The organism is Domibacillus robiginosus, from assembly GCF_000966195.1.
Lineage (GTDB): Bacteria > Bacillota > Bacilli > Bacillales > Domibacillaceae > Domibacillus > Domibacillus robiginosus.
Genome location: NZ_LAHL01000011.1, coordinates 118,221 through 140,755, shown reverse-complemented (window position 1 = coordinate 140,755; position 22,535 = coordinate 118,221). Strand labels below are relative to the sequence as shown.

Here is a 22,535-nt window from a genome sequence, read left to right as displayed (position 1 = left end):
ACGAATGCCTCATTCCACTTTCATTTCAATATGCATTTTATTTAAAAGGGCATTTAATTGTGCCGTTTCTTCCTCCGAAAAGTTGTCCAGCACATTCTCCACATATTGCCGCCGCCTTTTAATAACCTCTTTAATGATTTTTTCGCCTTCTTCTAAAAGATGAATACGAACAATTCGCCGATCCTTTGTATCACGAACTCGTGCAACAAGAGACGCTTTTTCCATTCTATTAATTAAATCCGTTGTTGTGCTGCATGCCAAAAACATTCTGGAAGAAAGGTCTCCAATCGTTGTATCCCCTTTTTCGTATAATGAATGCAAGGCAATAAATTGTGGCGGCGTGATCATATAATCATTTAAAATTTCACGGCCCTTTTGCTTAATAATCCCATCGATATGACGCAGGTTCCTTTCAATATCAGCGACCGCTTCTCCCGAACTGCTTTGTATGAGAGACATTTTTTTGCACCCTTTCATATGTAAAACAATATGCCATTCTATTTTATTTTCGCTGTTTTTTAAACAAAATGCAAGTAAGGGAAAAGCCGTGCCTTTATCGACACGGCTTCAGCTTTATAATGTAAGCTCCCCGATCCGAAGCAATTCTACGATAGCCTGTGCCCTTCCTTTAACGCCAAGCTTTTGAATGCCATTTGAAATATGATTTCGGACCGTTTTTTCGCTGATCCCCAGTTCTGTTGCAATGTCATGCGTAGATTTACCGTCGACCAGCCTCTTGAATACGTCTTTTTCTCGTTTCGTCAAAATCAGAGCTGCCACAAACAACGTCACCCTTTCGAAGAGCAGCCTATGTCGGTTAGCCGCCACTACCCTTATCATATGCGCGCTGTTCTTAATTGGTTTTACATAAGAAGCTCTTTTATTTCATTTATTCTTTTTTAATGAAGATCGCAGGAAGAAGTACTGATAGAGGCTGTTTTTACGTAAATTTTTAGCTTATCCCCTCATAAAACACCTGCTTCATATAAGCGCATTGTAAATCGGCCATGACAGATACAAGCATCCTGCATCCATTCATTTTCTAATCCTTTTGCCTGCAAACAGTCAATATAGGCTTTTTCAAAATATTTAAATACAGCCATATGATTGAGCATGTCTATTTTTAAAAATTGGACAAATGCAGGTCAGTAATAGATAAATGACTGTGTCCATTCTTTCTAAGCCTTCACGTATGGAATATTTTCATAACTGTCTTCTTACAAAGCATTGAGGATTGAAGATAAAAAAACCTCCAGCGTGTGCTGGAGGTTTTTTTATCAATCTACTGCGTGGTCGCTTCCGAAGAAGTTACGGAAAGACTGGAATGTTGCTTCACGGTTTAATGCCGCAATCGATGTAGTCAACGGAATGCCTTTCGGGCAGGACTGTACACAGTTTTGCGAGTTACCGCAGTTGGCAAGCCCTCCGTCTCCCATAATCGTTTCCAGGCGCTCATCACGGTTCATCGCACCTGTTGGATGCGCGTTAAACAAACGAACCTGCGACAACGGCTGCGGGCCGATAAAGTTTGATTTACTGTTTACATTCGGGCATGCTTCCAGGCAAACACCGCATGTCATACATTTTGAAAGCTCGTATGCCCATTGACGCTTCCGCTCTGGCATACGCGGACCAGGACCAAGATCGTACGTTCCATCAATTGGCACCCATGCTTTCACACGTTTTAATGAATCAAACATACGGCTGCGGTCTACCTGCAAATCACGGACAACCGGGAATGTATTCATTGGAGCCAAACGGATTGGCTGTTCCAACTGGTCAACAAGAGCGGTACAAGATTGGCGCGGCTTGCCATTAATATTCATGGAGCAGGCACCACATACTTCTTCCAGGCAGTTCATGTCCCAGTTGATCGGTGTTGTTTTTTCCCCTTTTCTATTTACCGGATTACGACGGATTTCCATCAATGCCGAAATTACGTTCATATTCGGACGATATGGTAATTCGAATTCTTCCTCGTACGGAGTAGAATCAGCGGCATTTTGGCGTGTGATGACGAATCGAACTGTTTTCTGCTCACTCATTATTTCTCCTCCTTTTTCTTCGAGTAATCCCGTTTACGAGGCGCAATGAGCGATACATCGATGTCTTCATAGTGGAAAGAAGGCGCCGTGTTTTCACCTGTAAACGTGGCCATCGTTGTTTTCATAAACTCTTCATCATTACGTTCCGGGAAGTCTGGCTTGTAGTGTGCCCCGCGGCTTTCATTACGGTTTAGGGCACCAATTGTCATAACACGTGCTAAATGAAGCATGTTTTTCAACTGGCGGGTAAACATGGCACCCTGGTTGCTCCATTTGGCTGTATCGTTAATATCAATGTTTTGATAGCGTTCCATCAACTCAACGATTTTATCGTCTGTCTGCTGTAGCTTGTCATTATAACGAACAACGGTTACATTCGCGGTCATCCACTCGCCCAGCTCTTTATGAAGAACGTAAGCATTTTCGGAACCTTTGTTCAAAGACATGATACCGTTCCACTTTTCTTGCTCCTGCTTTACGTGATTATCGAAAACAGAGGAAGAAACCGCGTCGGCACTTTTTTCAAGTCCATTAATGTACCGTACCGCGTTTGGTCCTGCTACCATACCGCCGTAAATAGCGGAAAGGAGAGAGTTCGCCCCAAGACGGTTTGCACCGTGCTGTGAATAGTCACACTCACCTGCAGCAAAAAGACCCGGAATGTTTGTTTGCTGATCATAATCAACCCATAGCCCGCCCATTGAGTAATGAACTGCCGGGAAGATTTTCATCGGTACTTTACGCGGATCATCTCCCATGAATTTTTCATAAATTTCAATGATACCGCCCAGCTTAATATCTAGTTCATGCGGGTCTTTATGAGATAAATCAAGGTATACCATATTTTCACCGTTGATACCGAGCTTTTGGTTTACGCAAACGTCAAAGATTTCACGCGTTGCAATATCCCGTGGTACAAGGTTTCCGTAAGCTGGATACTTCTCTTCAAGGAAATACCAAGGCTTTCCATCTTTGTATGTCCAAACGCGTCCACCTTCGCCACGTGCCGATTCACTCATCAAGCGAAGCTTGTCGTCGCCCGGAATAGCGGTTGGATGAATCTGGATAAACTCACCGTTTGCATAGTTTACACCCTGCTGGTATACAATTGATGCTGCTGAACCTGTGTTGATAATCGAGTTAGTTGATTTACCAAAAATAATACCAGGACCGCCTGTCGCCATGATAACTGCGTCTCCCGCAAACGATTGAATCTCCATCGTAGCCAGGTTTTGACCAACGATTCCGCGGCAGATCCCTTCATCATCAATAACCGCGCCGAGGAATTCCCAGCCTTCATATTTCGTAACAAGACCCGCCACTTCAAAACGGCGCACCTGCTCATCCAATGCATAAAGCAGCTGCTGGCCCGTGGTAGCACCTGCAAAAGCGGTACGGTGATGCTGTGTGCCTCCGAAACGGCGGAAATCAAGTAGACCTTCCGGTGTACGGTTAAACATAACGCCCATACGGTCAAGCAGGTGAATAATGCCAGGTGCCGCTTCTGCCATTGCTTTTACCGGCGGCTGATTCGCTAAGAAATCGCCTCCATAAATCGTGTCATCAAAATGCACCCAAGGAGAATCGCCTTCCCCTTTTGTATTAACAGCCCCGTTAATGCCGCCCTGCGCACAAACGGAATGAGAACGCTTTACCGGAACGAGCGAAAATAACTCAACAGGCGTACCTGCTTCCGCTGCTTTAATCGTAGCCATCAAACCGGCCAATCCGCCGCCGACTACGATAACTTTACCTTTACTCATTGTGAGTTCCACTCCCTTTTCAGTCCTGCCTTCTATCTATCTGACAAAACTCCATTCATTGCCAGGCTTATACAAACGCAAGAATAGCGCTTAAGCCGACGTATGATAAAGCAAAAAAGACAATCAGTGTTGCATATGTAACAATTCGTTGGGAACGAGGAGATACTGCAATTCCCCAGCTTACACAGAACGACCATAAACCATTTGCAAAATGGAAAATCGCCGCAAGCACTCCAGCTATGTAAAAGACGAGCATAAATGGATTATCTAAAATATTCTCCATCATCTGAAAATTCACTTCTGCACCAAGCGCAGCTTGAACTCGTGTTTCCCATACGTGCCATGCAATAAAGATGAGTGTGATAACACCTGACCAGCGTTGCAGCACAAACATCCAGTTACGAAAATAGCCAAAACGTCCAGGATTGTTTTTTGCTGTGAACGCAATGTAAAGCCCATAAATCGCGTGAAACAAAAGCGGCAGGAAGATAATTAACGTTTCAAGTACAAGTACAAAAGGTAAACTTCCCATAAAGCCTGCTGCCTGGTTAAACGCTTCTTCTCCTTTCGTCGCAAAATGATTGACGACTAAGTGCTGCGTCATAAAAAGCCCGACCGGAATGACACCGAGCAATGAATGCAGCCTGCGGTAAAAAAATTCTCGATTGTCAGCCACCATTTTCCCCCCTTGAATTTGAAGCATCCGACAAATAGTTTGTTTATTCGCACATTGCTTCATCTAGTAATCTTTCGATGTGACAAATACATTTTACTCCCATAAACTACGAGCGTCAAGGAGAGGTGGGCACATTTTTGTCCGGCTTTTCATGTCGAATATTCTTTTTTTGACGCGGTCAATTGTATATAATAACGAGAGAGAAAGCGAGGAATTCATTTTGACTATTGAAAACGAAGAACAGGAACCCGTTGAAGCGCCAAAAGAGTCCGTTTCTGTCTTTGGCTACGAGCTAATCCGGGATGTTTTACTTGGTGACCTGCTTGGGAGTGATGCATCTGAAATCTTATACTGGGGCGGAAAAACGCTGGCACGGCGCTTTCCTTGTACAAATACAGAAGAATTAATAGATTTTTTTCAAGAAGCCGGGTGGGGTACGATAGAACTTGTAAAAGAAACGAGAAAGGAATGGATATACCGTTTGTCAGGCAGCCTGGTTGAAAGACGATTTAACCTGCAAACAGAACCTTCTTTTACACTAGAAAGCGGGTTTATTGCTGAGCAGGCAGCGGCCCGTTTCGAATCGGACGCGGAGGCAGTTTGCCAGCTACATAAGAAACACAAGCATGTCGACATTACTGTGAAATGGGGATAGACCGCTCTGGGAGCGGTCTATTTTTCACTTAAAGCTATCACAATGGCTTCGGCTGTTTTGGCTGGAATTCCGGCAGCTACAATATCGTCTTTAGAGGCTTCCTTTAATTTTTTTAAAGATCCGAATGCTTTTAATAGCTGCTTTTTCCGCTGCGGGCCTACACCTTCAATATCATCTAAAATCGATTGAAAAGCGCCTTTGCCCCGAATCTGTCGATGAAAGGAAATCGCAAACCGGTGAACCTCATCCTGAATCCGCTGCAGCAAATAAAAAGCCTGGCTGTTATGGGCAAGCGGTACAATTTGCAGGGGACTTCCGTAAAGCAGCTGAGAGGTGCGGTGGCGATCATCTTTTGCAAGACCGGCGATCGGGATATCGAGCCCGAGCTCATGCAGCAATACATCACGTGCTGCTTCAATCTGCCCCTTCCCGCCATCAATAATAATCAAATCTGGAAGCGGCAGCCCATCACGCAGGACGCGTGTGTACCGACGCCGGACTACTTCCCTCATGGAGCCGTAATCATCCGGCCCTGTTACCGTTTTGATTTTATATTTTCGATATTCTTTTTTCTCAGGCTTCCCATCGATAAAAACAATCATAGCAGACACTGGTGCTGTTCCTTGTATATTTGAATTATCGAACGCTTCAATTCGAAGAGGAACGTGAATGTTCATTACTTCTCCAAGCTGTTCGGCGGCTTTGATTGTTCTTTCCTCGTCCCGGTCAATCAAGGCAAACTTCTCTCGTAAAGCCGCTTTTGCGTTATTGCCTGCAAGCTCTACCAGCTCTCTTTTTTTCCCGCGCTGTGGTTTTGTAACCGGCACGCCGATCAGCTGACCGGCAAGCTCTGCATCAACTGCATCCGGAAGAAGAATTTCTTTCGGCTTAAAATGTTCCGGTGCTTCGTAAAAGCGTCCAAGAAAAGTTAAAAACTCTTCTTCGGGTTCACTATAAATGGGAAAAGTGGACACGTCCCGTTCAATTAAACGGCCCTGCCGTACAAAAAATACTTGTACACACATCCATCCCTTATCAACTGTGTAGCCAAATACATCACGATCTGTCAGATCTGCCATATTGATTTTTTGTTTTTCCATCAGCGTGTCAATATGAGAAATTTGATCACGGTATTCTTTCGCTCGTTCAAATTCGAGTTTTTCGGCCGCTTCTTCCATTTTAGCGGTCAGTGCTTTTTTCACTTCCTGATGACCGCCATTTAAAAAACGGGTAATTTCTGCGGCTATGTCCTTATACGTTTCGTTCGGCACCTCTTTTACGCAAGGGGCCAGGCATTGTCCCATATGGTAATAAAGACAGACGCGGTCAGGGAGTGTGGAGCACTTCCGGAGAGGGTATAAGCGGTCTAAAAGCTTTTTTGTTTCAGACGCCGCATAGGCATTCGGATATGGTCCAAAATATTTTGCTTTGTCTTTTTTCACTTTTCTTGTAATGATCAAGCGTGGATGACGTTCTGCTGTCAGCTTAATGAACGGGTAGCTTTTATCGTCTTTAAGCATGATATTATACTTCGGATCGTATTTTTTAATTAAATTCAACTCTAGTATAAGTGCCTCAAGATCCGATGAAGTAATGATATATTCAAAATCGACGATCTCACTGACAAGTCTCGTTGTTTTCGCATCATGAGAGCCGGTAAAGTATGAGCGGACCCGGTTCTTAAGCACTTTTGCTTTTCCAACGTAAATGACTGTTCCATGCCGGTCCTTCATCAGGTAACATCCAGATTCATCCGGTAGAAGAGCCAGCTTATGCTGAATTAATTCATTCATACTTTTCACCTCTTTTATATAGGAAAACGCAAGGCGCCTGCCTGTCACTTCATGGCCGCCAGACAACTGCGCCTGAAGCTTGCTGAATAGATGACGTAAAAAAAACGTCCCGTCAAAGCGGGACGCCTTTTTTCATTACGCGTTACGGTTGATTAGTTCTTCAAGCGCTTCTTTCGGCTGGAATCCAATCACTTTGTCGACCGGCTGGCCGTCTTTGAACAAGATTAATGTTGGGATACTCATAACGCCGTACTCGCCAGCTGTTTGTTGATTTTCATCAACGTCAATTTTGACGATTTTTAGTTTATCGCTCATTTCAGAATCTAACTCCTCAAGAACAGGCGCAATCATTTTGCACGGTCCGCACCAGGGTGCCCAGAAATCCGCCAGAACAAGTCCGCTTTCTGTTTCAGTTGAGAAGTTTGCATCAGTTGCTTTTACAATCGCCATGTATAAATACCTCCTAAAGTTTCTCCATCATACGGAAAGTATATCACCGTTTTTTAGGGTTAGCTATTATTTTGCTTACCCTTAGCAGGAGAGCATCAAACTTAGGAGCTGACTGCTTTCGCTTTTTTTAATTCCTCCGTCAGCAGCGGCACGACCTCAAATAGGTCGCCGATAATTCCGTAATCCGCCACCTTAAAAATGTCCGCGTCCGGATCTTTGTTAATCGCTACAATCACCTTTGAATTCGACATTCCAGCTAAATGCTGAATCGCCCCTGAAATACCGCAGGCAATATACAAATCCGGTGTTACCACCTTGCCTGTCTGTCCGATTTGCAGCGAGTAGTCACAGTAATCCGCATCGCAAGCTCCCCTCGAAGCACCCACAGCACCGCCAAGCACATCCGCCAGCTCCTGCAGCGGCTGAAAGCCTTCTGCACTTTTTACACCGCGCCCTCCTGCCACAATGACTTTTGCTTCTGACAGATCAACCCTGCCTGCTGATTTCCGGACCACCTCTTGAATGACCACGCGCAGTTCTGGAACAGAATAAGAGACAGAAGAAATATCCCCAGTACGGGCACGATCCTTTGGAAGTGGATTAATATTGTTTGGCCGGATTGTTGCGATCAACAGGCCCTCCGGCAACGTTACTTTTTCGAAGGCCTTCCCTGCATAAATAGGCCTTGTGAAAATAACTTCTTCTCCTTTCACTTCAATGGATATCGCATCTGAAACCAGGCCTGCATCCAGTTTAGCAGCTATTTTAGGTGATAAATCCTTGCCCAATGCTGTATGTCCAAAAAAAATGCCATCCGGCTGCTCCTGTTCGACAACGACAGTCAATGCCCGTGCAAAGCCGTCCGCTGTATACTGACCAAGCGTTTCATCTTCTACAATTCGCACTTCGTCGGCACCACACTGAACCATTTCTTCGGCTAGAGTGGCGACTTTTCTGCCAATCAAAACGCCAATCACCTTACCGCCTTGTGCCGCTTTCTTTGCAGCAGCAATTGTCTCAAAAGAAATTTGACGAAGATGTCCGTCTCGCATTTCTCCTACCGCCATGATTTTCTTTGGCATGAAAATCCCTCCCGTAGAATTCAAATCACTTTTGCTTCAGAGCGGAGCAGGGTGACCAGCTCACTTACCTGTCCGGCGAGCTCTCCCTGCAGGATATGGCCGGCTGCTTTTTGGGACGGCAAAAATACTTCAAGCGTTTTGGTTTTCGGTGCTGCATCATCTTCGTCTAAACCAAGATCATCAAGCTCTAGTTTTTCGAGTGGCTTTTTCTTTGCTTTCATAATACCAGGAAGAGAAGGGTAACGGGGTTCGTTTAATCCCTGCTGGCAGGTTACAAGCAGCGGCAAAGTGGTGCTGATTTTTTCAGCGGCTCCTTCAACGTCCCGTATAATCAATGCATCTGTCCCGTCAATCTCAATTTCTGTAATGGTCGTCACATAAGGAATATCAAGCCCTTCTGCTACACGCGGACCTACCTGGCCGCTTCCGCCATCAATCGTCACATTCCCTGTTAAAATCAAATCTGCTTTTTTATCTTTTAAGTATTCCGTTAAAACGCGGGCTGTTGTATAGGCGTCACCATTTTCGATGTCATCCTCTATATCGAGTAAAATCGCTCGGTCCGCTCCCATTGCAAGTGCTGTACGCAGCTGTTTTTCTGCTTCATCTGAGCCGACGGTCACTACAATGACTTCACCACCATGTACGTCCCGAATGCGGATCGCTTCCTCAATCGCATACTCATCATAAGGGTTGATAATCCATTCTGCCCCGTCTTCTTGAACGCTTCCGTCTGAAAGTAAGATTGTTTCCTCTGTATCAAATGTTCTTTTCATTAATACATATAAGTTCATTTGATTTCCTCCTATTATTCAGACCTTATCGGCCACAAAGCCCGTTTAACAGCAGCCTGCTTACTTCTTTTGCTGAAGCAGGCAAATTGTACTTCTGATCGTTCATCACCCAGGTTGTCACCATTTCGTCCAGTGTCCCAAATATCATTTGCCGGGACACTCGTATATTTAAATCCGCATTGAATTCTCCGTTTTTCACACCGGTCTGCAGAATTTGTTCAATAAGCAGCAAATAAGACTTCAATACTTCGTTAATTTTTAAGCGCAGCTCTTTATTGGATTGACGCAGCTCCAGCTGGGTGACAACAGCCAGGTAAGGATCTTCTGAAAGAAGCCCGAAATGGTTATGAACAAGCAGTTCCAATTGCTCGGCGGCTGTTTTTTTTGCTTCAATAATTTCGCTTGTTTTTTGGATAAAGGTTCCCATTTTTTCTTGAAACAATGAAATTAAAATGTCTTCTTTGTTTTTAAAATATAAATAGATTGTTCCATCTGCAACACCGGCCTGCCGGGCTATTTTTGATACTTGCGCTTGATGGTAGCCGTTCTCCGCAATCGCGACAACAGCGGCATCGATGATTTGATGGTATTTTGGTTTGTTTCGCTGCATGCAGCAAGCCGCCTCCTGTGAAATCAATAATGAATGACCATTCATTCATAGATTTATCTTATGCCTATTTTTTGATTTCGTCAAGCAGGCGGCCTCGTTCAGCTTTTTCTACCTATTTTTTTGTTTTTCTTCTTCAACCAGTACACGGCGCAATATTTTACCGACAGCTGTTTTGGGCAATTCAGTGCGAAATTCATATAAGCGGGGCACTTTAAAAGCAGCTAACTGGTTGCGGCAATGACGGTCCAGTTCCTCCGCTTCTGTTTCCTGGCCTTCTTTTAAAACAACAAATGCTTTTACGGTTTCGCCGCGGTACGGGTCCGGCACGCCAATCACGATTGCTTCTTGAACGCTTGCATGCTCATACAATACCTCTTCGACTTCACGCGGATAAATATTAAATCCTCCGGCAATGATCAAGTCTTTTTTCCGATCAACTACATAAAAGAACCCTTGCTCATCCATATAGCCTATATCCCCGGTTAGTAGCCAGCCATCTTGAAAGGACTGTTCTGTTTCCTCTGGACGATTCCAGTAGCCTTTCATCACCTGTGGCCCCCGGACTGCTATTTCTCCCCGCTCACCCGGCTGATCCACCGGCCTACCTGTTTTCAGGGATAAAATCACTGCATCGGTATCCGGCCATGGTACACCCACGCTTCCTTTCACTCGCTTTTCCCAGATAAAATTAGCATGCGTAACAGGCGAAGTTTCGGTTAGTCCATAGCCTTCCACAAGCTTTCCCCCGGTTGCCTGTTCAAATTTCTGCTGTACTTCAACGGGCAGCGGAGCCGAACCACTAATACATGAATCAATAGAGGACAAATTATATTTGTGCAGGTTGGGATCATTAAGCAAGCCAATATAAATGGTGGGCGCCCCTGGAAAAATAGTAGGCTTCTGCTTATGGATGGTTTTTAAAGTTGTTTTTGCATCAAACTTTGGCAGCAGTACCATTTTATATCCCTGCATAACACCGAAAATCATAACAGTCGTCATACCATATACATGAAAAAACGGGATAACGCCTAAAATTACTTCTTTGCCGGGCCGGTATTTGTACATCCATGCTCCACACATCGATGCGTTTGCTATAAGGTTTTGGTGGGTTAACACCACCCCTTTTGGAAATCCGGTGGTGCCTCCTGTATATTGCAAAACAGCGGTATCTTGTTCAATATTCACATTCATTGCTTCTTCTTTTACAGCAGGCTCTTCCATAATCTCTGTAAAAAAGTGATTATTATAGCGGTTTTCTACGTGGACGAGCATACCAGTTTGCTTTTTCTGTATAAATGGGTAAAGGATGTTTTTGGGAAAAGGTAGATAATCTTTGAGTGCGGTTACAATTGTATGTTGAACGTTTGTATGTTGAATGACTTTTTGAATGCGCGGGTAAAGTAGGTCGAGGACAATCATCGCTTTGGCACCCGAGTCTTTTAACTGATACTCGATTTCCCGCTCTTTATAAAGCGGATTAAATTGGACTACTACTGCCTCTGCGTACAAGATCGCATAAAAGCTGATCACAGCCTGCGGCGTATTAGGGAGCATGATACCAATCCGGTCGCCTTTTTGAATACCCAGCTTTTTAAAATAGGCGGCAAGCTTTAGTGCGGATGCATGCAATTCCCGGTAAGACAATTTTTTTCCGAGAAAGTGAATAGCGGTTTTATCAGAGTACCTGGCAGCAGCTCTGGTTAAAAATAGTGGCAGCGGTTCCTTTGGATAATGAAGCGCAGCGGGAATTTCCTCTGGATAATGAAGCAGCCACGGTTTTTCGGACATCTTCACCCACCCCTTGCGAAAAGAATACGTGCTCCTTACAGTATAATGAATGCTAATTCATTTTACAAGACAAGAAAAAGCGGCTTTAAAACCGCTTTTTCATTTCGTTACATACACGTTTATTTTATTAATTCATCATCATATAAATGATACCAACAATCAAAAAAGCTGCACAGCAGGCTATTAGTACTTTTGCCAATGTTTCCATCTCTTCGCCCCTCTTTTCTTTACAGAAGCGCAGCGCCAATCATGTATGAAAGACCTGCTGAAATCACGAATGAAATAAAGCCGACAGCACGGTTATCCTGTTCAATTTCTTTGTCTACATTAAAGCTCGGCGTCAGAAATTCAAACATAAAATAACCGATCAATAGCAGAATAAAGCCAAAGATGCCCCATCCTGCCATCGTTAAAACAGAGTCATTGTGTAAAATAGAGTGACGAAACACGTTGGCAATACCAAAGATTTTTCCCCCTGTTGCCATAGCCACTGCCATATTTCCTTTTTTGATTTCCTCCCAATTCCGGTAGGATGTGACTAACTCAAATATAGCGAGACAGAGAATAATGCAGATCGTCGCAATGCTGTAATAGCCCGCCAGTTGAACATATTGATTTTCCCAAAAACCTGTCATTCTGGCCCCCCTTATTTTAGTTCAGCGATTGTCACTCCGAGTCCGCCTTCGCCCGCTCCGCCAAAACGTATATTCTTTACCAACCGGTGTTTTGTTAAATAGCTGCGTACACCTTTCATAAGAGCGCCAGTACCTTTCCCATGAATAATGGATACTTGATGATAACCGGCTAAAAGTGCATCGTCCAAATATTTTTCTACTCTCTTCAGTGCATCTTCATAGCGCTCACCGCGTAAATCCAATTCAGAGGAAACATGAAAATCTTTACCTCGAAGTGTCGCAATCGGTTTTGGCTCTTTCTTTTTATCAGATTTAATAAACTGCATATCTGATTCCGCTACCTTCATTTTGATGATCCCCATTTGAACAACCCATTCATCCCCGGCCGCCTTTTCGATAATGTTTCCTTTTTGGCCGAAGCTGATTACTTTCACTTCATCACCTGGTTTCCACTGACGCTTTGCTGGTTCAATAGCCGGTTTTTTCGTTTTCTGTTCTGGCACAGCACCTTCAAGCCGTTTTCGCGCCTCGATCAGCTCATGCTCCTTGACATTCGCGCCGCCTGCTAATCGAAGGGCCCGCAGCTCTTTCATGACCTCTTCTGCTTCCACACGCGCTTTTGCTACAATTTCAGCCGCTTCAGCACGCGCTTTTTCCTCCATCTTTTCTTTCTGCTCATGATAAGCGATTACTTCTTTTTGCAGGTCACGGTGCAGCTTTTCTGTATCGCGCAAATAGTCCCGCGTCTCCTGCTCGTGCTGTTCGGCCTTACGGCGGCTTTCATCAAGCGCTGCAATCATGTTATCGACTTCATGTGAATCCGCACTGATCATGTTACGGGCATTTTCAATGATATTGGTATCAAGACCGATTCGTTTGGAGATTTCAAAAGCATTGCTTCGCCCTGGTATACCAATCAACAATCGGTAGGTCGGACTCAAGGTTTCTACATCAAATTCCACGCTTGCATTAATGACACGGTCACGGTTGTACCCGTACGCTTTTAATTCGGGGTAGTGTGTCGTGGCGATAATTCGTGCCCCCCGGCCGATGACTTCATCTAAAATGGAAATAGCTAGAGCGGAGCCTTCCTGCGGGTCGGTTCCTGATCCAAGCTCATCAAACAGGACAAGGCTTTCATGATCAATTTCTTTCAACATGGCCGCAATGTTGACCATATGGGAAGAAAACGTACTCAAGTTTTGTTCAATTGACTGCTCATCGCCGATATCTGCAAACACAGACTGGAAAACAGCGGTTTCCGATCCGTCCTCCGCCGGAATAAACAAGCCGGACTGCGCCATCAATACGGAAAGACCGGTTGTTTTTAACGTAACGGTTTTCCCCCCTGTATTCGGCCCAGTAATAACAATTGCTGTGTAGTCGCGGCCAATTTCGATATCACTCGCTACTGCTTCGTCCGCAGGCAAAAGCGGATGACGCGCTCCAATATAATGAATATACCCCTCCTCATTCAAAAGCGGCTTTGTTGCACTCATCGAGCGGGCAAATTTTCCTTTTGTAAAAATAAAATCAATTTCGGACAGCATTTTCGTCATGGTAAAAAGACCGGGCGCGTGTTCAGCTGTCTGGGCTGTCAGCTCCTGTAAAATCTTTTCTACTTCATATTGTTCTTTGACCGTTAGCTCTCGCAGCTCATTGTTTAAGCTGACAACGGATGCCGGTTCAATAAAGAGGGTTTGTCCAGAAGACGATTGATCATGTACGATGCCACCATAATGGGAACGGTATTCCTGCTTTACCGGAATCACATAGCGGTCATTTCGAATGGTTACAATTGCATCCGACAGCATTTTTTGGGCGCTTTGCCCGCGTGTCAGACTTTCCAGCTTTGCCCGGATACGTGATTCTGCTGAACGCATGCCATGACGGATATGACGCAGGCTGTCACTCGCAGAATCGAGCACACGCCCATTTTCATCAACTGTATGCTTAATTTTATGCTCTAATTCTGTCAGAACAGGAATAACAGAGGTTTTTTCCGGTAAAATACGCAGCGTTACCTGTCCTTCTGAGCGCACATCGTCAATAAAATTACGGATGTGCCGGCTTGCAGCGATCGTACTCGCAATCCGCATCAATTCAGCTCCACTTAAAACACCGCCGATTTGAGCGCGCTTGGCATGCGGCCGAATGTCATAAATACCGGCAAGCGGTACATTGCCTTTAATTCGAATCACAGCAGCCGCTTCTTCTGTTTCATCAAGCCACCGCTGGACTTCCTCTTTATTTTGTGATGGCTTTAATTCTTCCGCAAACTGCCGGCCCACTTCAGAAGATGCGTGTTCGGCCAATTTTGCAATGATTTTATCAAATTCAAGTGTGGCAAGCACTTTTTTATTCAATGCGTTTCGACTCCTTTAAAGACGCTTACAAGCGGCGGAGAAATGACATCAGCTCCGCTTTTGGCCATGTATTAACAACCGTTTCCGGCCGTAGCCATCCTTTTCGGCCAGCACTCGCGCCTGTTTCCATAAATTGAAGATGCTCGATGGCATGGGCATCTGTATTAATCATTATTTTCGCACCGGCTTCCTGTGCCGCCTTTAAGTGCTCAGCGGACAAATCGAGCCGGTGCGGATTTGCATTTAATTCCAGTGCGGTATTTGTTTCGGCAGCAAGCCGGATCAGCTCCGCCATGTCAACCGAATAGCCGTCTCGCCGGCCAATAATCCGTCCGGTCGGGTGGGCAATCAGTTTTACATATGGATTGTACAGTGCTGTTTTTAAACGCTCCATAATCTGCGCCTGCGTCTGCGAAAAGCTTGAATGAATCGATGCGATGACAAAATCCAGCTGCTTTAAAACGTCGTCCTCATAGTCAAGCGTTCCATCTGGAAGAATATCCATTTCAATGCCAGATAGGATTTCGATATCACTATATTTGGCATTCCATTCTTTGATTTCCTCGTTTTGGCGGATCAGCCTGTCAACAGACAATCCGTTTGCTACTTTTAAATATTTAGAGTGATCTGTAATGGCCATGTACTCGTATCCGCGCGTGCGGCATGCTTCAATCATTTCTTCAATCGAAAATGCTCCGTCCGACCAGGCTGTGTGCATATGCAAATCACCTTTTATATCAGACAATTCAATTAAAGTACCCGCTTTATATTTATCCGTTTCTGTGCCGTCCTCGCGAATTTCCGGCGGAAAATACGGAAGCCCAAGATGGTAGTACAGCGATTCCTCACTGTCAAATGTTTTTACGCTGCCATCAGGCTGCTCAATACCGTATTCGCTTACTTTTTCGTCCCGCTCTTTCGCAATTTGGCGGATCTTCACATTATGATCTTTCGAACCAGTAAAGTGATGGAGTGCGCTCGCAAATTGATCCGGCGTGACAATACGGAAATCAATCGACAGATCAAACTCTCCTCCAATAATAACTGACACCTTTGTTGGCCCGGCGGCAATCACTTCTTTGATCTCCGGCATCGCTAAAAGATGTTCCTTTACCCGCTCTGGCTGTTCAGTGGCTACAATAAAGTCAAGGTCTTTGACTGTTTCACGCAGACGCCGCAAGCTGCCGGCACGTGAAAAGCGGCTAATTTCCTCGAAGCTGTCGAGATATGCTTCAATACCTTCTGCAACAGGCATTACATACATAATCGGAAGCCGCTCGGGCTGCGTGCCGGCCTTTGCTACTGCTGCCAGAATTTTTTCTTCCGTTTTAGCGCCAAACCCGGCGAGCTCCTGTACGCGATGTTCCTCACAGGCTGCTTTTAGTTCAACCATGCTGGTAATACCGAGCTCCTTATACAGCTTGGCAATTTTTTTGCCGCCGAGCCCCGGTAGACCGAGCAGGGCTACAAGCCCTTCCGGCACTTCACTTGACAGCTCGGTTAGTACAGTTGATTGCCCTGTTTCCATGTACTCCGTAATCACAGCAGCGGTTCCTTTTCCAATGCCGGACAGCTTTGTTACATCATCAATTTCAGAAAGACTGCGGTCGTCCTGCTCAAGAGCAGCAGCCGCTTTTCGAAATGCGGATATTTTAAATGGATTGTCCCCTTTTAGTTCCATATAAATTGCGATTTTTTCAAGTAGTCGAATAATGTCTTTTTTATTTACCATATAGGTCACCTGCTTTTCTTTTATAGTAGCAGAAAAAAACTTCTCTACCAAATAGGAGAGAAGTTTTCAGCCGTTAACGGCGTTCCGATTTTTCATTCGGCTCATTTCCATTTTCATTTGTTCCAATTCTTCTTCCATTTTTAAATAATCGTTCACCATATTAACAGCCGTCAGCACCGCAATTTTCTGCGTATCGAGCGAAGCATTGCGGCTGCCGATTTCACGCATTTTATCGTCAACCATTTCCGTCACGCGGCGAATATGGTATTCTGATTCAGTTCCAACAATTGTGTACTGATAACCGTAAATGTCAACTGTTAGGCGAGTCTTTTGTCTATCTGACAAATGCAAGGCCCCCATTTCTGTTGCAATTCTGTTATATATCATACCATGAGTCATTTACCGTGAAAAGGAAGAAAGTCTGGAGGGTGTCGAATTGAGTCATACTGTCCTTGTTGTAAACGAAGCTACACTTCAAAAAATGAAAGATCATTACGGAATTTCAACAAAGCTTCCTGCTGGCGCTGTTTTTGCGGCAAAAGTAGACGGCTGTTCTGTGACAGGCTACCGGTCAGGTAAAGTTCTGTTTCAAGGCAGACAAGCCCAAACAGAGTCCGCTAAATGGGACGGACAGGCCGCTGTTCCCAAGCAGAAAAAAGTGTCCCAGCCGAGCGGGCAGCTGCCCGCTGGGTTTGCTCAAATGTCGGTCATGGGAAGCGATGAAGTGGGCACCGGAGATTATTTCGGACCTATTACAGTCGTAGCCGCCTACGTCGAAAGGAGTCGAATCTCCGAGCTTGCCGCACTTGGTGTACGTGATTCGAAAGATATGAAAGACCCGGAAATTGTCTCGGTTGCAAAAAAGCTGCTTAAAACCCTTCCATACAGCCTGCTTGTTTTGCGCAATGAAAAATACAATGATCTGCAGGAAAGCGGCATGTCGCAAGGGAAAATAAAAGCCATTTTGCATAATCAGGCGCTCGGCAAGCTGCAGGAAAAAATATCCCCTGTTAAGCCAGAAGCCATCCTAATCGACCAATTTGCTGAAAAACCGATTTATTACCGGCACTTAAAAGGGCAGAAACGGATCGTAGAAGAAAACGTCTTTTTCAGCACAAAGGGTGAGAGCATCCATTTATCTGTAGCGGCTGCTTCGATTCTGGCCCGCTATGCTTTTTTGAAAGAAATGGATCTGCTGTCCGAAAAAGCGGGCTTTAAGCTTCCGAAAGGCGCCGGCCAAAAGGTTGACGAAGCGGCTGCCCGTCTCCTTCGAACGTACAATGAAAGTGTGCTGCGTCATTTTACCAAGCTTCATTTTGCCAATACGGAAAAAGCAAGACAGATCGTGCGAGGAAGATAATGGTTTATTCCTGCAGAAACGGAATAAAAAAATTGTGGCCGGTTTATCCCATTCGAAAGCCGGATTCCCCCAAAATCCGGCCTGCCACTTTAAAAATCCGGTTTAAAAGAGCTTATTCCGGCCCAGAAAGTATATTTTTCATCAAAAAAGCAGTCCCGCTATGTGAGGGACTGCTTTTTTCTTTTATGCGCGCAAATCAGCGTTTGCTTTGTCTTTGAGTGCAGCAAGTACTTTTTCATGCACCGCGGTTACTTCTTCGTCTGTTAATGTTTTCTCGGGATTCATATACGTCAGAGCAAAGGCAACAGATTTCTTGCCTGCTTCCATCCGCTCTCCTTCATATACATCAAACACATGAACGTTTGTTAAAAGCGCTCCGCCTGCTTCTTTAATGATGGACTCAAGCGAAGCTGCTTCAACGGCGCTGTCTACTACAAGGGCAATATCGCGGCTGATGGATGGAAAACGCGGAATCGGCGTATAAGAAAGCGCCGGGCGTTCCACACTCAAGAGAACATCAAGCTTTAATTCAAACAAATAAGCTTCTTTTACATCTACTTCTTTTGTAAGTGATGGATGAATTTGCCCAATGACTCCGACCGGCTGCCCATCAAGCAGCACAAAGGCTGTACGGCCCGGGTGAAATCCTTCCGGCGCAGCTTTTTGGAACGATAGGCGGTCGGTCAAGCCAAGACGAGCTGCTATTCCTTCAATCACACCTTTTACGGCAAAGAAATCAACAGCTTTTTTCTCTCCCTGCCATAGATGTTCCTGCCAAAGCCCTGTAACGATCCCGGCAAGCCGCTCTTCTTCTTTCGGCTGCACGTTATCCCCTTCATTTAAATAAACGGAGCCCGTTTCGTATAAAGCGACAGATCCCATTTGACGTGCATTGTTGTAAGCAGCTGCTTCAATTAAATGCGGCAGCAGGCTTTCACGCAAGTACGCACGCTCTTCACTCATCGGCATCGCAAGCGCGACCGGCTCGCGTACCTCAAGCGCAAACTGTGTTGCCCGCTTCTGGGATGTTAAAGAGTACGTTACAGCTTGAGTAAAGCCGGCTCCTTCCAAATAACGGCGAACGATGCGGCGCCCAAGCTGATACGGTGATAAAGCTCCCGGCAGCGCTTCTCCCTCCGGCAGTGTAAGCGGAATATGGTCATAGCCATAAAGACGGGCTACTTCTTCCGTTAAATCCTCCGGAATAGTGATATCGCCACGGCGCGTTGGCACGGTCACGGTGATGGTATCCCCGTTTGTTGCTGTTTTAAATTTCAAACGGCTGAAGATATCTTCCACGTTTTCCATTGTTAAGCTTGTGCCAAGGCGGGTATTTAAACGATCCAATGTAACGGATACTTCTTTAGGCTCGGGTGCATACTCCCCGGCCACAACCGATCCTGAAAGAACCGTTCCTTCTGCAAGCTCTGACATAAGCTCGGCCGCACGGTCACATGCCGCCTGCACACGGGATGGATCTACCCCTTTTTCAAAACGGGCGCTTGCTTCTGAACGAAGACCGTGCGCTTTAGAAGCTGTACGGACGGTTTGACCGTTAAAATAAGCAGACTCAATTAATACATTTACGGTTTGGTCAGTTACTTCCGAGTTTGCTCCTCCCATTACACCGGCGAGGGCGATCGGCTCCTGCCCGTTTGTAATCACAAGCTGATCGGCTGATAATGTCCGTTCTGCGTCATCAAGTGTTGTGAACTTTTCACCTTCTGCAGCTCGGCGAACCACGATTTCACCTGTTTCGATCCGGTGAAGGTCAAAAGCGTGAAGCGGCTGTCCGTATTCCATCAATACGTAATTTGTAATATCAACGACGTTATTGTGCGGACGAACACCGGCATTCATGAGTAGCGTCTGCATCCAGAGCGGTGACGGGCCGATTTTTACGTTTTTCACAACACGCGCAATATAAAGCGGGTTGTCTTCCGGTGCGTCAATGTGAATACGAATCGCGTCTGACGCCTGTTCAGCCGCTTCAGCCGGCTTTGGCTCCGGCAGCTTGACATCTCGGCCCAGGATGGCAGCTACTTCATACGCTACCCCGATCATGCTGAGTGCGTCCGAGCGGTTCGGTGTTAGGGACAATTCCAGAATCGCATCGTCACGGTTCAAGGCAGCAAGCGCATCCTCCCCTGGCGTTACATCATTTGGAAAATTAAAAATGCCTTCCGCGTATTCTTTCGGATTTAAGCGGCTTTCAATCCCAAGCTCGGAAAGCGAGCAAATCATGCCGTTTGATTCCTCACCGCGCAGCTTTGCACGTTTGATTTTAAAGTTACCCGGCAAAACCGCACCGGTTCTGGCAACGGCAACAAACTGGCCGGCATCTACATTTTTGGCACCACAGATGATTTGTACTGGCTCCGCTTCGCCCACATCTACAAGGCACTTGCTTAATTTGTCGGCATTCGGATGCTGTTCACGTGATTGTACATACCCTACCACAATGCCTTTCATTTCAGAAGCAGGCATTTCAACGCCTTCTACTTCAATACCGGCGCGTGTAATTTTCTCCGCCAGCTCTTCCGGTGTTTGGTCGGCAATGTCCACATATTGAGACAGCCATTTATATGAAACAAACATGGGTTAATTCCTCCTTATTCATGTACAGAAAATTGCTTTAAGAAACGCAGGTCGTTCGTGTAAAAGTGGCGGATATCATCAATGCCGTACTTCAGCATGGCAATGCGCTCCTGCCCCATGCCGAATGCAAAGCCGGAGTACACATTTGAATCAAAACCGGCCATTTCCAGTACATTTGGATGTACCATTCCGGCACCAAGCACTTCAATCCAGCCAGTGCCCTTGCAGATCGAGCATCCTTTGCCGCCGCACATGCAGCTGACATCTACTTCAACAGATGGCTCAGTGAACGGGAAAAAGCTTGGACGAAGGCGGATTTCGCGGTCTTCACCAAACATTTTCTTTGCGAACGCATCCAGTGTGCCTTTCAAGTCACTCATGCGGATGTTTTCGCCAACCACAAGCCCTTCAATCTGATTGAATTGGTGGGAATGCGTCGCATCATCGCTGTCGCGGCGATACACTTTACCCGGACAAATAATTTTAACGGGTCCTTTACCTGCATGCTCAAGCATCGTCCGTACCTGCACCGGTGACGTGTGCGTACGCATTAACAACTCTGGTGTAATGTAAAAGGTATCCTGCATATCACGCGCCGGATGACCTTTTGGCAGGTTAAGTGCTTCGAAGTTGTAATAATCCTGCTCCACTTCCGGTCCTTCCGCTACTTTGTAACCCATACCAATAAACAAGTCTTCAATTTCTTCGGTCACACGCGTAAGCGGATGATGTCCGCCAAGTTTCACTGGACGGCCCGGCAGTGTCACATCAATGGATTCCTCTGCCAGCTGTTTTTGAATGGCTTCAGACTCTAGAGAAGCCTGCTTTGATTCAATCGCTTTTGTGATCGCTTCACGCACGACATTCACAAGCGCTCCCATTTTCGGACGCTCTTCTGCCGACAGCTTGCCCATGCCTTTTAGCACTTCTGTTACAGGCCCTTTTTTGCCAAGATACGCTACGCGTACATCATTCAGTTCCTTTAAATCCTGTGCAGCCGCTGCTTTTAAAATCGCTTCTTCCTGCAGCCCTTTCAACTGTTCTTCCACGTTTTTTCCTCCTTTTTGGCAACAAAAAAAGCCCCGTTCCCGGAAAGGGACGAGGCTTTTGATATCGCGGTACCACCCTTTTTAATACGCAAAAAAAACACGTATTCACTTCATTCAGATAACGGTAAAAACCGGTATGCCTTTACACGAGTGTGGTCCAAGCACCGGCTCGGGAGGTGAACTTCAGCCATTTCTTTTTAAAAATGCTTTCAGTCAGGGCATTTTCTTCCTAAAAAAAGAAGGATGGCGTACTTTTCTCCGTCATTGCCTTTTAATTATCAAATTTTATACTTTCTTATTATAGACAACCCATTTTTAGAATTCAATTGTTTTCCCGAAAATGATAAAGAAGGATGCCGGCTGCCACTGCAACGTTCAGCGATTCGCTTTGTCCGAAAATCGGAATGTATACATTTTTTGTTGTTTTTGCTAAAAGCTCTGGACGCACGCCATTTCCTTCGTTGCCCACAATCAATGCAAACGGTCCCGCCTGTTCTTGTCTGTAATCCGATGCTCCATCTAAAGCCGTTCCGTACACGGGAATATCTCGCTTTTGAAGTTCCTCGGCCGCTTCGATTAAATCCATGCTGACAATAGGCAGGTGAAAATGGCTTCCCTGTGCAGAACGAAGCACTTTTGGATTGAATAGATCAGCAGATCCATGGCTGAGCAGCACCGCATCAATCCCGGCTGCATCAGCAGTCCGGATCATCGTGCCAATGTTGCCCGGGTCCTGGACAGCATCAAGCATCAGAAACGTTTTTCCTGCCGGCAGCCCTGCTGATTCCTGTTTTCTGCACACTGCAAAAACACCCTGGCCGTTTTCAGTGTCAGAAAGCTTTTTCGCTACCTCTTCCGAAATCATCGTCACGTTTATATTATCTATATTCCATGATGCGGGTACTGCTGCTTTTTCTGATAAAAGAAGTTCCTCTATTTGGTCTTTATAGCGAAGCGCCTCTTCCACAAGATGAAAGCCTTCAAGCATATAGAGGCCTGTTTTATCCCGTTCTTTTTTTGTCCATAGTTTATTCAGCTGTTTTATATGCGTGTTGTTTACGGATTGAATGTAAGTCAATGTCATTCTCCTTTCGCCGTAATCCATTATAGCATTTCTCTGTATAATGGGCGCTGTAGTG

Annotated in this window: 20 protein-coding genes and 1 other annotated feature; of the genes, 2 read left to right on the top strand and 18 right to left on the bottom strand. The window is 45.5% G+C overall.

The window, feature by feature from the left end; genetic code table 11:
* Positions 1 to 9: 9 nt before the first annotated feature.
* The 5 genes from VP97_RS07810 to VP97_RS07790 all read right to left on the bottom strand — a co-directional run bounded on the left by VP97_RS07810 (position 10) and on the right by VP97_RS07790 (position 4,484).
* Positions 10 to 459 (bottom strand): MarR family winged helix-turn-helix transcriptional regulator, encoded by a 450-nt coding sequence (locus VP97_RS07810; RefSeq protein WP_050181182.1) that lies wholly within the window; start codon positions 457 to 459, stop codon positions 10 to 12.
* A 114-nt stretch (positions 460 to 573) separates the two neighbouring features.
* Positions 574 to 792 carry a helix-turn-helix domain-containing protein gene (locus tag VP97_RS07805; RefSeq protein ID WP_050181181.1) on the bottom strand — a complete coding sequence of 73 codons (219 nt, stop codon included), beginning with the start codon at positions 790 to 792 and terminating at the stop codon, positions 574 to 576.
* 485 nt (positions 793 to 1,277) lie between these two features.
* The gene (gene sdhB, locus VP97_RS07800) at positions 1,278 to 2,045 is read right to left on the bottom strand and encodes a succinate dehydrogenase iron-sulfur subunit (RefSeq protein WP_050181180.1); all 768 of its coding nucleotides are present in this window, start codon (positions 2,043 to 2,045) and stop codon (positions 1,278 to 1,280) included.
* Positions 2,045 to 3,808, bottom strand: a complete 1,764-nt coding sequence (sdhA, locus tag VP97_RS07795; protein WP_050181179.1) for a succinate dehydrogenase flavoprotein subunit — start codon at positions 3,806 to 3,808, stop codon at positions 2,045 to 2,047. The genes sdhB and sdhA overlap by 1 nt, the downstream gene beginning before the upstream one ends.
* A gap of 67 nt (positions 3,809 to 3,875) precedes the next feature.
* Entirely contained in the window at positions 3,876 to 4,484 is a 609-nt protein-coding gene (locus VP97_RS07790) for a succinate dehydrogenase cytochrome b558 subunit (RefSeq protein ID WP_050181178.1), read from the bottom strand.
* A gap of 220 nt (positions 4,485 to 4,704) precedes the next feature.
* Here VP97_RS07790 and VP97_RS07785 point away from each other — a divergent pair, with 220 nt between their 5' ends.
* Entirely contained in the window at positions 4,705 to 5,139 is a 435-nt protein-coding gene (locus VP97_RS07785) for a YslB family protein (RefSeq protein ID WP_245629859.1), read from the top strand.
* A gap of 17 nt (positions 5,140 to 5,156) precedes the next feature.
* Here VP97_RS07785 and uvrC read toward each other — a convergent pair whose 3' ends face one another.
* The 10 genes from uvrC to zapA form a co-directional block, all read right to left on the bottom strand.
* Positions 5,157 to 6,932, bottom strand: coding sequence for an excinuclease ABC subunit UvrC (gene uvrC / locus VP97_RS07780; RefSeq protein WP_050181177.1), 1,776 nt, complete (start codon positions 6,930 to 6,932; stop codon positions 5,157 to 5,159).
* A 135-nt stretch (positions 6,933 to 7,067) separates the two neighbouring features.
* The gene (gene trxA, locus VP97_RS07775) at positions 7,068 to 7,382 is read right to left on the bottom strand and encodes a thioredoxin (RefSeq protein ID WP_050181176.1); all 315 of its coding nucleotides are present in this window, start codon (positions 7,380 to 7,382) and stop codon (positions 7,068 to 7,070) included.
* A 101-nt stretch (positions 7,383 to 7,483) separates the two neighbouring features.
* Positions 7,484 to 8,464: an electron transfer flavoprotein subunit alpha/FixB family protein gene (locus VP97_RS07770; RefSeq protein ID WP_050181175.1), complete on the bottom strand. Its 981-nt coding sequence runs from the start codon at positions 8,462 to 8,464 to the stop codon at positions 7,484 to 7,486.
* A 20-nt stretch (positions 8,465 to 8,484) separates the two neighbouring features.
* The gene (locus VP97_RS07765; protein ID WP_050181174.1) at positions 8,485 to 9,258 is read right to left on the bottom strand and encodes an electron transfer flavoprotein subunit beta/FixA family protein; all 774 of its coding nucleotides are present in this window, start codon (positions 9,256 to 9,258) and stop codon (positions 8,485 to 8,487) included.
* 25 nt (positions 9,259 to 9,283) lie between these two features.
* Positions 9,284 to 9,868: a fatty acid metabolism transcriptional regulator FadR gene (locus tag VP97_RS07760; RefSeq protein ID WP_050181173.1), complete on the bottom strand. Its 585-nt coding sequence runs from the start codon at positions 9,866 to 9,868 to the stop codon at positions 9,284 to 9,286.
* Between the two features lie 108 nt (positions 9,869 to 9,976).
* Positions 9,977 to 11,656 carry an AMP-binding protein gene (locus VP97_RS07755; protein ID WP_050181172.1) on the bottom strand — a complete coding sequence of 560 codons (1,680 nt, stop codon included), beginning with the start codon at positions 11,654 to 11,656 and terminating at the stop codon, positions 9,977 to 9,979.
* Between the two features lie 227 nt (positions 11,657 to 11,883).
* Positions 11,884 to 12,291, bottom strand: coding sequence for a DUF350 domain-containing protein (locus VP97_RS07750; protein ID WP_050181171.1), 408 nt, complete (start codon positions 12,289 to 12,291; stop codon positions 11,884 to 11,886).
* A gap of 11 nt (positions 12,292 to 12,302) precedes the next feature.
* Positions 12,303 to 14,657, bottom strand: coding sequence for an endonuclease MutS2 (locus VP97_RS07745; RefSeq protein WP_050181170.1), 2,355 nt, complete (start codon positions 14,655 to 14,657; stop codon positions 12,303 to 12,305).
* Positions 14,658 to 14,682: 25 nt separating this feature from the next.
* On the bottom strand, positions 14,683 to 16,389 hold the full coding sequence (gene polX / locus VP97_RS07740; protein WP_050181169.1) for a DNA polymerase/3'-5' exonuclease PolX: 1,707 nt from the start codon (positions 16,387 to 16,389) through the stop codon (positions 14,683 to 14,685).
* Between the two features lie 66 nt (positions 16,390 to 16,455).
* Entirely contained in the window at positions 16,456 to 16,734 is a 279-nt protein-coding gene (gene zapA, locus VP97_RS07735) for a cell division protein ZapA (protein ID WP_050181168.1), read from the bottom strand.
* A gap of 91 nt (positions 16,735 to 16,825) precedes the next feature.
* On the opposite strand from zapA, the gene rnhC reads away from it, so the two are divergent.
* Positions 16,826 to 17,749, top strand: coding sequence for a ribonuclease HIII (rnhC, locus tag VP97_RS07730; RefSeq protein WP_050181167.1), 924 nt, complete (start codon positions 16,826 to 16,828; stop codon positions 17,747 to 17,749).
* 183 nt (positions 17,750 to 17,932) lie between these two features.
* On the opposite strand, the gene pheT is transcribed toward rnhC, so the two are convergent.
* The 3 genes from pheT to VP97_RS07710 all read right to left on the bottom strand — a co-directional run bounded on the left by pheT (position 17,933) and on the right by VP97_RS07710 (position 22,474).
* On the bottom strand, positions 17,933 to 20,347 hold the full coding sequence (gene pheT, locus VP97_RS07720; protein WP_050181165.1) for a phenylalanine--tRNA ligase subunit beta: 2,415 nt from the start codon (positions 20,345 to 20,347) through the stop codon (positions 17,933 to 17,935).
* A 14-nt stretch (positions 20,348 to 20,361) separates the two neighbouring features.
* Complete coding sequence (pheS, locus tag VP97_RS07715; protein WP_050181164.1) at positions 20,362 to 21,396, bottom strand: phenylalanine--tRNA ligase subunit alpha; 1,035 nt, start codon at positions 21,394 to 21,396, stop codon at positions 20,362 to 20,364.
* Between the two features lie 42 nt (positions 21,397 to 21,438).
* Positions 21,439 to 21,670: a binding site (T-box leader), on the bottom strand.
* Between the two features lie 48 nt (positions 21,671 to 21,718).
* Entirely contained in the window at positions 21,719 to 22,474 is a 756-nt protein-coding gene (locus tag VP97_RS07710) for a TrmH family RNA methyltransferase (RefSeq protein WP_156153441.1), read from the bottom strand.
* Positions 22,475 to 22,535 lie beyond the last annotated feature (61 nt).